The 13392-nt window shown below is 65.8% G+C and carries 12 protein-coding genes; all 12 read left to right on the forward strand.

Features of this window, described 5'->3' with window-relative positions; genetic code table 11:
• Positions 1–22 precede the first annotated feature (22 nt).
• The 12 genes from leuB to V6E02_RS10135 all read left to right on the forward strand — a co-directional run bounded on the left by leuB (position 23) and on the right by V6E02_RS10135 (position 13384).
• A complete protein-coding gene (gene leuB / locus V6E02_RS10080; protein WP_347308669.1) occupies positions 23–1084 on the forward strand; it encodes a 3-isopropylmalate dehydrogenase in 1062 nt (353 codons plus the stop codon).
• 98 nt (positions 1085–1182) lie between these two features.
• On the forward strand, positions 1183–2292 hold the full coding sequence (gene asd, locus V6E02_RS10085; protein WP_347308721.1) for an aspartate-semialdehyde dehydrogenase: 1110 nt from the start codon (positions 1183–1185) through the stop codon (positions 2290–2292).
• Between the two features lie 60 nt (positions 2293–2352).
• Positions 2353–3387 carry an aspartate-semialdehyde dehydrogenase gene (locus V6E02_RS10090; protein WP_347308670.1) on the forward strand — a complete coding sequence of 345 codons (1035 nt, stop codon included), beginning with the start codon at positions 2353–2355 and terminating at the stop codon, positions 3385–3387.
• A 76-nt stretch (positions 3388–3463) separates the two neighbouring features.
• A complete protein-coding gene (locus tag V6E02_RS10095) occupies positions 3464–6394 on the forward strand; it encodes a motility hub landmark protein FimV (protein ID WP_347308671.1) in 2931 nt (976 codons plus the stop codon).
• 86 nt (positions 6395–6480) lie between these two features.
• The gene (locus V6E02_RS10100) at positions 6481–7086 is read left to right on the forward strand and encodes a hypothetical protein (RefSeq protein ID WP_347308672.1); all 606 of its coding nucleotides are present in this window, start codon (positions 6481–6483) and stop codon (positions 7084–7086) included.
• Complete coding sequence (gene truA, locus V6E02_RS10105; RefSeq protein WP_347308673.1) at positions 7083–7877, forward strand: tRNA pseudouridine(38-40) synthase TruA; 795 nt, start codon at positions 7083–7085, stop codon at positions 7875–7877. Before V6E02_RS10100 ends, truA begins: the two co-directional genes overlap by 4 nt.
• Before the next feature lies 1 nt (position 7878).
• Entirely contained in the window at positions 7879–8514 is a 636-nt protein-coding gene (locus V6E02_RS10110) for a phosphoribosylanthranilate isomerase (protein WP_347308674.1), read from the forward strand.
• On the forward strand, positions 8495–9688 hold the full coding sequence (gene trpB, locus V6E02_RS10115; RefSeq protein WP_347308722.1) for a tryptophan synthase subunit beta: 1194 nt from the start codon (positions 8495–8497) through the stop codon (positions 9686–9688). Before V6E02_RS10110 ends, trpB begins: the two co-directional genes overlap by 20 nt.
• A gap of 30 nt (positions 9689–9718) precedes the next feature.
• On the forward strand, positions 9719–10534 hold the full coding sequence (trpA, locus tag V6E02_RS10120; protein ID WP_347308675.1) for a tryptophan synthase subunit alpha: 816 nt from the start codon (positions 9719–9721) through the stop codon (positions 10532–10534).
• A gap of 15 nt (positions 10535–10549) precedes the next feature.
• On the forward strand, positions 10550–11416 hold the full coding sequence (gene accD, locus V6E02_RS10125) for an acetyl-CoA carboxylase, carboxyltransferase subunit beta (protein WP_347308676.1): 867 nt from the start codon (positions 10550–10552) through the stop codon (positions 11414–11416).
• A gap of 6 nt (positions 11417–11422) precedes the next feature.
• The gene (gene folC / locus V6E02_RS10130; RefSeq protein WP_347308677.1) at positions 11423–12718 is read left to right on the forward strand and encodes a bifunctional tetrahydrofolate synthase/dihydrofolate synthase; all 1296 of its coding nucleotides are present in this window, start codon (positions 11423–11425) and stop codon (positions 12716–12718) included.
• A gap of 15 nt (positions 12719–12733) precedes the next feature.
• Positions 12734–13384 (forward strand): SPOR domain-containing protein, encoded by a 651-nt coding sequence (locus V6E02_RS10135; protein WP_347308678.1) that lies wholly within the window; start codon positions 12734–12736, stop codon positions 13382–13384.
• The last annotated feature ends 8 nt before the right edge of the window (positions 13385–13392 follow it).

Genomic DNA, 13392 nt, shown 5'->3' on the forward strand with positions numbered 1-13392 from the left:
GGCTGGAAGGAAAAGCTAAGACATGAAGATTGCCGTGTTGCCGGGTGATGGCATTGGCCCGGAAATCGTCGCCCAGGCGACCAAGGTGCTAGAGGCTCTGGCCCGTGATGGGCTGCCGCTGGAAATGGAGCAGGCGCCCATCGGCGGCGCCGGCTACGACGCGGCGGGGGATCCCTTACCCGAAGCCACGCTGCGCTTGGCCAAGCAGGCCGATGCGGTGCTGCTAGGCGCCGTGGGCGGGCCGCAATATGAGGCGCTACCGCGGGAGAAGCGCCCGGAACGAGGATTGCTGCGCATCCGCAAGGAGCTCAACCTGTTCGCCAACCTGCGCCCCGCCGTGCTCTATCCCGAGTTGGTCGGCGCCTCCACCTTGCGTCCCGAGGTGGTGTCTGGCCTCGACCTGATGATCGTGCGCGAGCTGACCGGCGATGTTTATTTCGGTCAGCCACGTGGCATCGAAGTGCGCAATGGCGAGCGGGTCGGGTTCAACACCATGATCTATTCCGAATCGGAGATCCGTCGTGTCGCCCACGTAGCCTTCGGCATCGCCAGGAAGCGTAGCCGCCGGCTATGCTCAGTGGAGAAGGCCAACGTCCTGGAATGTTCCGAGCTGTGGCGCCAAGTGATGATCGAAGTCTCCAGGGACTATCCGGATGTAGCGTTGTCCCACATGTATGTGGACAATGCCGCCATGCAGTTGGTGAAAAACCCGAAGCAGTTCGACGTGATCGTGACGGGCAATATCTTCGGCGACATCTTGTCGGACGAGGCGGCCATGCTCACCGGTTCCATCGGCATGCTGGCCTCGGCCTCGCTGGACGACCGCGCCAAGGGGTTATACGAGCCGATTCATGGTTCGGCACCCGATATCGCCGGACGCGACGTCGCCAATCCCTTGGCCACCATCCTATCGGTGGCCATGATGCTGCGCTACAGCTTGCACAGCGAGGACGCCGCACGCCGCGTCGAGGAGGCCGTGCGTAAGGTGCTGGCCCAGGGTTTGCGAACGGCCGACATCCATACCGAGGGCACGAGGAAGGTCTCGTGCAGCGAAATGGGTGATGCGGTGGTGGCCGCGCTGTAGCGAGGGACTCGGGAAACGCGAAGATCCCGGCAGAACCAGGATTGACTGCGTTTCCTCTCCGTTCCCGTGTGGTGAGATTCTAGGAGACACGAGCAATGATGAAAGTGGGCTTTGTCGGCTGGCGTGGCATGGTGGGCTCGGTGCTCATGCAGCGCATGCGGGAGGAGCAGGATTTCGCGCGCATCGAGCCGGTGTTCTTCACCACTTCCAATCCGGGTGGCAAGGGTCCGGACGTGGGCAAGGAGGTGCCACCCCTGAAGGATGCGCTCGATTTGGATGCCCTGAAGGCCATGGATGCGATCGTCACCTGCCAGGGGGGGGATTACACCAAGGATGTCTATCCCCGGCTGCGCGCGGCGGGTTGGCAGGGTTATTGGATCGACGCCGCTTCTACCCTGCGCATGCAGGATGAGGCAGTGATCATCCTCGACCCGGTCAACCGCAAGGTAATAGAACTAGCGCTCGCGCGCGGCGTGAAAACTTACGTGGGCGGCAATTGCACCGTCTCACTGATGCTGATGGCCATCGGCGGTCTCATCGAACAGGGCCTGGTGGAATGGATCAGCCCCATGACCTATCAGGCCGCTTCCGGCGCGGGCGCACGCAACATGCGCGAGCTCATCCAGCAGATGGGTGCCATCCATCAGGAAGTGAAGGCGCTGCTCGACGATCCCGCCTCGGCGATCCTGGAAATCGACCGCAAGGTGACGGATCTCATGCGCTCCGAACGCTATCCGTTGGACGCGTGGCCGGTGCCGCTGGCTGGCTCCCTCATCCCGTGGATCGACGTGCAGCTGGAAACGGGCCAGAGCAGGGAAGAATGGAAGGCGCAAGTGGAATGCAACAAGATCCTCGGGCGCGCCGACCACCCCATTCCCATCGATGGCTTGTGCGTGCGTATCGGCGCCATGCGCTGTCACAGCCAGGCCCTCACCATCAAGCTCACGCGCGATGTGCCGCTTGCCGACATTCACGGCATCATCGCTTCCCACAACGCGTGGGTGAAGGTGGTCCCCAACGACCGCGAAGCCACCATGCGTGAGCTCACACCCGCCGCGGTGAGTGGCACCCTGAGCGTGCCAGTGGGGCGGCTGCGCAAGCTCAGCATGGGGCCCCAGTACCTCTCCGCCTTCACCGTCGGCGATCAGCTCCTGTGGGGCGCCGCCGAGCCGTTGCGCCGTATGGTGCGCATCCTGCTGGAACGCTAATTCCTCTCGTCATACTTTGCCAGGGGTGTCGCGCCCCTGGCGTATCTTGCGGGGATCGGCATGAAATACGATATCTGCGTGGTCGGCCCGCGCACCCTGGTGGGCGAGACTCTGCTGGAAATCCTGGAAGAGCGGGCGTTCCCGGTCAACGAGCTGTATTTGCTGGACGCGGGCGAGGCAGTGGGGGAGACCGTGGTCTTCCAAGGCAGCGATTATGGCGTAGGCGATATCGCCGAATTCGACTTTGCCAAAGTCAAGCTTGCCTTCTTCTGCGGCGATGCCTCCCTCGCCTTGGAGCATGCGCCGCGGGCCGCAGCCCAGGGCTGCCTGGTGATCGACGACAGCGACGCCTTTCGCCGCGAGCCAGACGTCCCCCTGGTGGTGCCCGAGGTCAACCCGGAGGCGCTGACCACACGGCCGGCGCGGGGCATTATCACCAGCCCCGGCACCTGCGCCACCCTGCTGGCACTCACGCTGCAGCCGTTGGCGCAAGCCGTCGGATTGGAGGCGGTGCGCGTGGTGACCTTGCAGTCCGTTTCCGGCACTGGTCGCGCCGCGGTGGAGGAACTCGCGCGCCAGTCCATGGACTTGTTCAATCAGAATGCGCTGGTGTGCGAAGTGTTTCCCAAGCAGATCGCCTTCAACCTGCTGCCCCAGATCGGTAGCCAGGATCAGACGGGCTACACCACGGAAGAGAGCAAGCTGATGGAGGAAACCCGGCGGCTAATGCGCCTGCCGGACCTGGTCATGGACGCGACCTGTGTGCGCGTCCCCGTGTTCTACGGCCATGCCCTGGTGGCGCAGGTGCGCACCCGACGGGGCTTGACGCGGGCGACCGCGCAGCGCCTGTTCGAAGCCGCCCCGGGCATCGTCCTCTACGACCGGCCGGAAGCGGGTGGCTGTCCCACACCCGTGGTGGAGGCCGCTACCCACGACCCCGTGTTCGTGGGTCGCGTGCGGCTATCGGCTGCAGAAAATGCTAAAGGAATCACCTACTGGGCCGTAGTTGACAACATGCGCAAGGGCGCGGCGCTCAATTGCGTGCAGATTGCCGAAAAGTTACTCCAGACACGCCAGCATTCGCCGCTAATGTAATGTGGTGTATCAGCTTGCATCCATAACTATTTGATGTTACCGTGGATAACTCGGCCAGGACATTCATGAGGGTGGCATGAAACCTAAACATACGCTAAAGCATTGGCTGATCGCGGGCGCGCTGTTGACCCTGCCGTGGGCGTCCCACGCCGCGGGCCTCGGCAACATCACCGTGATTTCTGCACTGGGCCAGCCCTTGCGCGCGGAAATCGATCTGATCGCCGTGCCCAAGGACGAGGTGGATCTCCTCGTCGCCAAGGTGGCCTCCGCCGAGGAGTACCGTCGCGCCGGTCTGGAACGACCGGAGGGCAGCAACGCCATCCGCTTCTCCGTCGAAAAGCGTCCCAATGGGCAGCCCTATCTCAAGGTCACCTCCCTGCAGCCGGTGAACGAACCCTACCTGCAGCTTCTCGTTCAGTTGGAATGGCCGGCCGGGCGCGTGCTGCGCAACTACACGCTGCTGCTGGATCCGCCTGGCCTCAACGAGCGTCCGGCAGTCGCCGCTGTCACGGCTCCCACTGTGGTCGCGCCAGCAGCCCGGCCGGAAGTCGCGGTGGCCCCATCCAAGGCCGAACCCGTGCCCAAGCGGGCACCGGCGGCCAAGCCCGTGGAGAAAGCGGCGCAGAAGGCTCAGCCCGCGCCTGAAGCGAAACAGGCCGCGCCCAAGCAGGAAGTCCTGGTCCGGGCCCAGCCAAGCCTTACGCCGGCCGAGCAGACCTTCCCGCGTTTCGACGAAGGAGGGCAAGCCGCCTCCGCGCCCCCGCCTGCGGTGTCCGCGACAGGCCAGCAGAAGACCTACAAGGTCAAGCCCGGTGACAGCCTGGCCCGCATTGCCCAGCAGTTCAAGCCCGAAGGCTACAGTCTCGAGCAGATGCTGGTGTCCCTGTTCGAGGCCAACCGTCAGGCCTTCGAAGGCAACAACATGAACCGCCTGAAGAGCGGCCAGATCCTGCGTGTGCCCGACGCCGCCGACGTGGCTGCCGTCGGCCGCGACCAGGCCGTGCGGGAGGTGAAGGCGCACGCCGCCGACTGGAATGCCTATCGGCAAAAACTCGCGGCCGCCGCCACGAGCCAGCCTGCGGAAGCGGCGCAGGAGGCTTCCGGCAAGATCACCGCCAAAGTGGAAGAAAAAGCGCCCAAGGCCGCGGAAGGCCCGAAAGATGTGCTCAAACTGTCCAAGGGCGAGGCCGCCGAGGCCGGCAAGGGCGCGGCCGCGGCAGGCAGCCGCGCCGGCAGCGGGGACAGTCGAGCCCTCCAGGACAAGCTCAACGCCGCGCTGGAAGAGGCGGCGGCCAAGGACAAGGCACTCAAGGAGGCCAACTCGCGCATTGCCGACCTGGAGAAAAACATCCAGGACATGAAACGCCTGCTGGAAACCCAGAACCAGCAGCTCGCTGCGCTACAGAAAGAGGCCACCGCTGCGGCCAAACCCGAGGCGGCGAAGCCGCAAGCCGCCGAGCCGACGCAGAGCGCCACGCAGGCGGCAGCCCCGCCGAAGGTCGCCGAACCCCCCAAGCCGGCAGAGGCTCCCAAGCCTGCGCAGGCGGCGGCCCCGCCCAAGCCCCAGCCCGTGAAAAAGGTGCCCCGGGTGATGGAGCCGGTGCCCGAGCCTTCCTTCCTGGAGGAGCTATTGGGTAATCCCCTCTATGTGGCGGGTGGGGGCGCGGTGGCCATCGGCGGCCTGCTCGTCGCCCTGTGGGCCGTGGGGCGGCGGCGTAAGAAGAGCCTCGCCAGCTTCGAGGATTCCATCATGACCGGTGGCGACCTCAAGGCCAACACGGTGTTCGGCAACACCGGCGGCGGTCAGATCGACACGGGTGATACCTCCTTCCTGACCGACTTCAGCCAGGGTGGCATGGGGGCAATCGATACCAACGACGTGGATCCCATCGCCGAGGCCGAGGTGTACATGGCCTATGGGCGCGACGCCCAGGCGGAGGAAATCCTCAAGGAAGCCATCAGCAAGGATCCCAACCGGCAGGAGGTCCAGCTCAAGCTCTTGGAGATCTATTTCGCGCGCCGCAACAAGGAGGCCTTCGAGGCGGTGGCCACCGAGCTCTATGCCGCCACTGCCGGCCGAGGCCCCCTCTGGGAGAAGGCGGCGGAAATGGGGCGTAGCCTGGATCCGGACAATCCTCTCTATGCCGCGAGCGGCGCGAGCGCGCCCGCGGCGGCCGCAGCCGCCGGCGTCGCAGCAGCCGCCGTGGCGGCCGCCGCGGCTGCGCAGCCTGCTAAAGAGGGCGCACCGTCGCTTGATTTCGCGCTCGACCTGGATACCGCGGGTGGTGCGCCCTTGGATCAGGCCACCGTGCCTTCTGAGGTTGCCACGCAAGTTCCCCTGGAGTTCAATTTGGATACTGCGGCGCCCAGCCTCACCGAGGCGGCTGAGGAGGCTGCGAGCCCTGCCGCCGAGAGGGGGACGGAAAAAGACGAGCGCGAGCAGGGTCTCACCTTCGATCTCGACACCATCATTCCTAAGGCGGTGGAAAAACAGGAAGCCCAAGCCCCCGTCCAGGAGGAAATCTCTTTGGATCTGCCACAGCTGGGTGAGCTGGCCACGCCGGCATCCCACGCAGCCGAGCAGACGGCCGCGCAAGAGCCTGGCGAGGCCGTCGGGGAGAGCGTGGAAGGACTGGACTTCCACTTTGAGTTCGAGACGCCCACCGAGGCCGCCAAGCCGGCGGAGGCGCCCACCGAGGCGCTGTTGCCGGATCTCGATCTGTCCGGGCTCGAGCTCGAGATGCCGGGCGAGATGGGGCGTGAGCCGGCGCAAGGCTCTGCGGCTGCGGGCGTGCCGTTGGAGGAGGCGGTCACGCTGGCCGGCACGCCCGGTGAGATGCAGCCTGCCGAGAGCTGGGAGGAAGCCTCCACCAAGCTCGACCTCGCCCGCGCCTACATGGAAATGGGCGACAAGGAAGGGGCGCGGGAAATCCTGGAGGAAGTCATCCAGGAAGGCGGTCCCGAGCAGCAGGCCGACGCCAAGAAACTGCTGGCCAGTTTGGCGTAAACTTTCCCCATCGACTCCGTCTGGTCGGGGCCGCGCAAGCGGCCCCGAGCGTTTTCCGCGTGTCTTCCTGCGACGCATCCGGTGCCATGCTGAATCCCGCTACCGTGCTCGGCTTATGGATGGCCTTCGTGCTCACCCTGCCCCACCTGGGCGCCGTGCCTCTGACCGTGGCTGGCCTGCTTGCGCTGCTCGCGCTCCTTGCCGTGCCCGCGGCGCAAGCCCATTTCCTGCGGCTGTTGCGGCGCACGCGTGTGCTGCTGCTGGTCCTCGCCCTGGTCTATGCCGCCGCCACGCCCGGCCAGCCCCTGATGACCGCGTGGCCCTGGATGCCCAGCATGGAAGGTGTGCGGGAGGGCGTCCTGCAGGCTGCACGCCTGGTGCTCATTCTGGCCAGTCTCGCCTGGGTGTTGGCGCGCCTGGGGCAGGCAGGCTTGATGAGCGGTCTGTATGCCGGTCTTAAACCCTTGGCACCCCTGGGCCTGCCCGTGCATCTCTTCGTGGTGCGGCTTGCCCTCGTGCTGGAACAGCCACCGCCTGGGGTGCGCCTGAGTCCTGCTGCGCTTGCCTGCGTCTGGGAGTCGCCGCCCGCGGGGGGAGGGGGCGAGGTGGTGATCGAGCTCGCGCCCTTCACTTGGCGTGATGCCTTGGCGTTCGCGGCCGCTATCGTTTTGCTGGTGGGGGCAGCTTTGTGAGGGTCGCCCTCGGCGTGGAGTACGACGGCAGCCGCTTCTGTGGGTGGCAGAGCCAGCCGTCCGGCTGCGCGGTGCAGGATGTGCTGGCGCGGGCGGTGGCTGCCATTGCGGGCCATCCCGTTAAACTCGTCGCCGCTGGGCGGACCGACGCAGGCGTGCATGCCTTGGCCCAGGTGGTGCATTTCGATACGGATAGCCTGCGCCCGGACACGGCCTGGGTGCGTGGCGTCAACGCGCTGCTGCCAGCCAGTGTGGCCGTGCGCTGGGCGCGGCCCGTGGAGGCAGGATTCCATGCTCGGTTTTCTGCCCGCAGCCGCCGCTACCGCTATCTCCTCCTCAACCGGCCGACGCGACCGGGTCTGCTTGCCGGACGGGTGGGCTGGTACCACGCTGTTTTGGACGTGGCAGCCATGGTCGAAGCAGCCCAATGCCTACTGGGAGAACAGGATTTCAGCGCCTTCCGCGCCGCGGAATGCCAGGCCCGATCGCCGGTGCGGACTTTGACGCGCCTGGACATTCACAAGGCGGGAGATCTGGTGGTGTTCGATTTTGCCGCCAACGCCTTCCTCCATCACATGGTGCGTAACATGGTCGGCTGCCTGGTCTATGTGGGAGCCGGCAAGCAGCCGCCAGCGTGGCTGCGACAGGTCCTGGCGGGGCGCGACCGGCGCCAGGCCGCACCCACTTTCGCCCCAGACGGCCTGTATTTCGCGGGCGCCGAATACGATGCGCAATGGGCCTTGCCACTGGCCTGCGACCCTTCCCCGATTGCCCTTGCCATGGAGAGCTGACGTGCCCACGCGCGTGAAGATTTGCGGCTTGACCCGCGTCCAGGATGCGCTCGCCGCGAGTGAAGCCGGGGCCGATGCCATTGGCCTGGTGTTTTACCCGGCTAGCCCACGCCATGTGGGCATTGAGCAGGCGCGCGCCATCCTGGCCGTGCTACCACCCTTCGTCACCACGGTCGGGCTGTTCGTGAACGCACCGGCCGAGGCGGTGCGCGCCGCGCTCGCCGCGCTGCCGCTGGATCTTCTGCAATTCCACGGCGAGGAGCCACCGGAATATTGCCGCGCCTTCGGGCGTCCTTACTTGAAGGTGGTGCGGATGCGGCCGGGGGTCAATCTGGTAGAATGGGCGGCCCGCTTTGCGGACAGCCGGGGCCTACTGCTGGACGCCTTCGTGGAGGGCACACCGGGCGGCACCGGGTGCAGGTTCGACTGGTCGCTAATCCCCCGCGATCTGCCCATGCCCATCGTGCTTTCGGGCGGACTCGATGCCGACAACGTGGGCGAAGCCATCCGGCGTGTGCGGCCCTGGGCGGTGGATGTCTCCAGCGGCGTCGAGGTGGCGAAGGGAATCAAGGACGCAGCCAAGATTGCCGCGTTCATGCAAGGAGTGCGCAATGCAGATGTACGACCTGCCGGATGAGCGCGGCCATTTCGGGCCGTACGGCGGCATCTTCGTCGCCGAGACCTTGATGGAGGCGCTGCAGGAACTGCGGGAAGCCTACGAGCGTTATCGCTTCGATCCCGAGTTCCAGGCGGAATTCACGCGCGATCTCAAGCACTACGTGGGCCGGGCGAGCCCCGTCTATTATGCGCAGCGTTGGAGCGAGCACCTGGGGGGCGCGCGCATCTATCTCAAGCGCGAGGATCTCAACCACACCGGCGCCCACAAGATCAACAACACCATCGGCCAGGCGCTGCTGGCCCGCCGCATGGGCAAGCGGCGCGTGATCGCCGAGACTGGCGCGGGCCAGCATGGCGTGGCCACGGCCACGGTGGCGGCCCGCCTGGGCATGGAGTGCGTGGTGTACATGGGCGCGGAGGACGTGAAACGCCAGTCGCCCAACGTCTTCCGCATGAAAATGCTGGGCGCCACCGTGGTGCCGGTGGAGTCTGGCTCCCGGACACTCAAGGATGCCCTCAACGAGGCCATGCGCGACTGGGTCACCAATGTGGATTCCACCTTCTACATCATCGGCACCGTGGCAGGACCCCATCCCTATCCCATGATGGTGCGCGATTTCCAGGCAGTGATCGGCCACGAGGCCCACGCCCAAATGCAGGCGCTCATTGGCCGTCAACCCGACGCGGTAATCGCCTGCGTGGGCGGGGGCTCCAACGCAATGGGCATCTTCTATCGTTATCTCGCGGAAGAGAACGTGCGTCTGATCGGCGTGGAAGCTGGCGGGCTCGGGGTGGAGACGGGCCGTCACGCCGCGCCGCTTGCCGCAGGGCGTCCTGGGGTGCTGCACGGCAATCGCACCTATCTCATGCAAGATGCTAATGGGCAGATCATGCAGACCCACTCCATCTCGGCGGGGCTCGACTATCCCGGGGTGGGCCCGGAGCATGCCTGGCTCAAAGACAGTGGCCGCGCCGAATACGTGACCGTCACCGACCAGGAAGCGCTGGCCGCTTTTCACGACCTGTGCCGCTTCGAGGGGATCATTCCCGCCCTGGAGTCTAGTCACGCGCTCGCTTACGCGGCCAAGCTCGCGCCCACCATGAGTCGCGACCAGGTCCTATTGGTTAATCTTTCCGGCCGCGGCGACAAGGACCTCAACACGGTGGCGGCGCTGTCCGGCCTCACGCTCTGAGCCGCCACCGCGTTTTTTCCGCAAAACGACATGTCTCGCATTCCAGCTACCTTCGACCGCCTCCGGCAACGCGACCGGCGCGCACTGATTCCTTTCATCACGGCCGGTGATCCCGAGCCTAGCGCCACGCTGCCGCTGATGCATGCATTGGTGCGGGCGGGGGCGGACATTTTGGAACTAGGCGTGCCCTTTTCCGACCCGATGGCCGACGGCCCCGTGATCCAACGTGCCAGCGAACGCGCCCTGGCCCACGGCGTGGGGCTTGGCGATGTGCTGGAGATGGTGGCGGCATTCCGTCGCGCGGATGGTGATACGCCGGTGGTGCTCATGGGTTATGCCAATCCCATCGAGGCCATGGGCCATGAAAGCTTCGCGCAGCGGGCGCAGGAAGTGGGTGTGGATGGGGTGCTGACGGTGGACTACCCGCCGGAGGAGTGCGCAGACTTCGCTGCACGCCTCACGGCTTACGGCATCGATCCCATTTTCTTGCTTTCGCCCACCAGCCGCGAGGAGCGGGTGGCGGCGGTGGCGCGGCTGGCGCGTGGCTTCGTCTATTACGTTTCGCTCAAGGGTGTGACCGGCGCGAGTCACCTGGATCTGCAAGACGTCAAGCGCAAGCTGATCGCTTTGAAGCGTGTCATCGACCTGCCCATTGGGGTCGGTTTCGGCATTCGCGATGGGACCACCGCGCGCGCCGTGGCGGCGTTTGCCGATGCGGTGGTGATCGGTAGCCGCATCGTTAAGGCCATGGAAGACACCCCGCGTGCGGAGCTGGAAGCGCGTGTGGAAGAACTGGTGCGCGGATTCCGCCAAGCCATGGATGCGCCGGCAGCGGTCGGCGCCTGAGGAAAAGGAGAGACCATGAGCTGGTTCCAGAAACTTTTGCCCCCCAAGATCAAGCGCAAGGTCGAAGGCAACAGGAAGGCCGTGCCAGAAGGCCTGTGGAGCAAGTGTCCGTCCTGTGAGGCGGTACTCTACCGCGCCGATCTGGAAAAGAATCTCCAGGTCTGCCCCAAATGCAATTACCACCACCGCGTCGGTGCCCGTGAGCGCTTGGACATGCTACTCGACGCAGAGGGACGTTATGAGATCGGCGCTCAGATCCTGCCGGTGGACACGCTCAAGTTCAAAGACAGCAAAAAGTACACGGATCGCCTGAAAGAGGCACAACAGGAGACCGGCGAGACCGATGCTCTGGTGGTGATGCAAGGTAGCATCAAGTCGGTACCGGTGGTGGCGGCCGCCTTCGAGTTCCGGTTCATGGGCGGTTCCATGGGCTCGGTGGTGGGCGAACGTTTCGTAGAGGCGGTGCAGGTCTGCTGTGAGCAGCGACTTCCTTTGGTGAGTTTCGCTGCCAGTGGCGGCGCGCGCATGCAGGAAGGCCTGCTGTCTCTGATGCAAATGGCCAAGACTGCCGCCGCGTTGACCCAGTTGGCCGAGGCGCGCCTGCCTTTCATTTCAGTTCTCACCGATCCCACCATGGGTGGGGTGTCGGCGAGTTTCGCCATGCTGGGAGACGTGATCGTCGCCGAGCCGGGGGCGCTGATCGGCTTCGCCGGTCCGCGCGTGATCGAGCAGACGGTGCGCCAAACCCTGCCGGAAGGCTTCCAGCGTGCGGAATTTCTGCTGGAGCACGGGGCCATCGATCTCATCATCGACCGACGCCAGATGCGCGACCGCCTCGCGAATCTCATCACCCTGCTCACGCGGCTACCCGCTGCGGCCTGACCTGCCATGTCTGGGCGGCCCTCCTTGCCGCGTCGCCTCGCGGACTGGCTCGCCTATCTGGAAAAGCTCCACCCCACCGCTATCGAGCTCTCGCTCGATCGCGTGCGCACGGTCCGCGCGCGCCTGGGACTTGATCCCGGCTTCCCCATCATCACCGTCGGGGGCACCAACGGCAAGGGTTCCACCTGCGCCTTCCTCGAGGCTATGCTGGTGGCGGCGGGGCGGCGCGTGGGCTGCTACACCTCACCCCATCTGCTCGCCTACAACGAGCGCGTGCGCATCGATGGCCTGCCCGTTACGGACGCTGCGCTTTGCCGTGCCTTCGCCACGGTGGAGGCAGCCCGCGGCGAGGTTTCGCTCACCTATTTCGAGTTCGGGACCCTCGCGGCCCTGTTGTGCTTCGTCGAGGCTGGTGTCGAGGTGGCGGTGCTGGAAGTGGGCATGGGGGGACGGCTGGATGCGGTCAACGTGTTCGATGCCGAGGTGGCGGTGGTTACCACGGTGGATCTCGATCACATGGCCTGGCTAGGGCCCGACCGGGAACACATTGGCCGGGAGAAGGCCGGTATTTATCGCCCTGGCCGGCCTGCCATCTGCGCCGATTGCGATCCGCCTGCCACCCTGGTCGCTTACGCCCAGGCCATCGGCGCGGATCTGCGTTGCCTGGGGCGGGATTTTGGCTGGGAGCCAAGCACGACGGGCTGGCGGTTCTGGCGGCGTGCGGGGGGGCACCTTGTCTGCTTGGAAGCGCTGCCGCCACCGGCCCTGATCGGCGCCTACCAGTACGCCAACGCCGCAGCGGCCGTGGAGGCGCTGCTCGCGCTGGCGCCGCGTGTAAACATTGCCGAGGAGGCGATCCGTGCCGGGCTTGCGGGCGTGCACCTGCCGGGCCGTTTTCAGGTGGTGCCGGGGCCTCCTCAGCGCATTCTCGATGTCGCCCACAATCCACAAGGCGCGCGTATGCTGGCGGCGAATCTCGCGCAAGCGCCGATTGCGGGCCGCACCCTGGCGGTCTGCGCCATGCTGGCGGACAAGGACATGGAAGGCGTAGTGCGGGCGCTAGTGGACCAGGTGGATGCCTGGTTCGTGGCGGGGCTGCCCCCGCCACGGGGGGCGCCTGCAACGACGCTTGCCGCCAGCGTGCGCCGTCTCGCGCGGGGGGCACCCTGCGCCACCTACGCCGATGTGCGTAGCGCCCATGCTGCTGCCTGTATGGCTGCGGCGCAAGGTGATAGAATTTTGATTTTCGGATCGTTTTACACGGTCGCCGCGGTGCTGGCGGAACTCACCGGCAGCGCCTAGCCAGGATCCTGCACCATGACCCAGTCATCCCAGCTCAGCGACGAGGAAATAAAGTTTCGTAAACGTGCCCGGCGCCGTCTCGTGGGAGCAGTGGTGCTGGTGTTGCTGGTGGTCGTCGTGGTGCCATGGCTTTTGCCTGCCGACAAGCCGCCCCAGGACGCCCAACCCATCGACATCCACATCCCAGCCCAGGATGCCACGGGCGTCGCACCCAAGATCCTGCCTGCCCCCCCACCTGCGGCGTCCGTACCGACAGAGGCTGCTACCGCGGCCGCAGCACCGACCCCGTCCGCTCCGGCCCCCGTGGTCCCCACCAAGCGGGAAACGGCCTCGGCTGCCGCCAAGCCGGCCACGGGCACGCAGCCCGCGCCCAGTTACACAGCGGCGCCGTCCAAGGAGGCCGCCCATGCCACGCCGAAAAGCGACACCGGCAGCGAACGTTACTACGTGCAGTATGGCGCCTTTTCCGAGGCGAAGAACGCCGCGCAGCGGCAGGCGGAACTCAAGGCTAAAGGTATCGCCACCTTCACCGAGGTGGTGAAGACGGCTGCCGGTGACAAGATTCGAGTGCGCAGCGGCCCCTATGCCACGCGCGAGGCGGCAGAAAAGATCCAGCAGAAGGCCAAGCCGCTGGATTCAAAGCTGGTACCTGCGGGCAAGGTGTGAGCCGCAAC

Source organism: Thiobacter sp. AK1, from assembly GCF_039822265.1.
Classification (GTDB): Bacteria; Pseudomonadota; Gammaproteobacteria; order Burkholderiales; family Thiobacteraceae; genus Thiobacter; species Thiobacter aerophilum.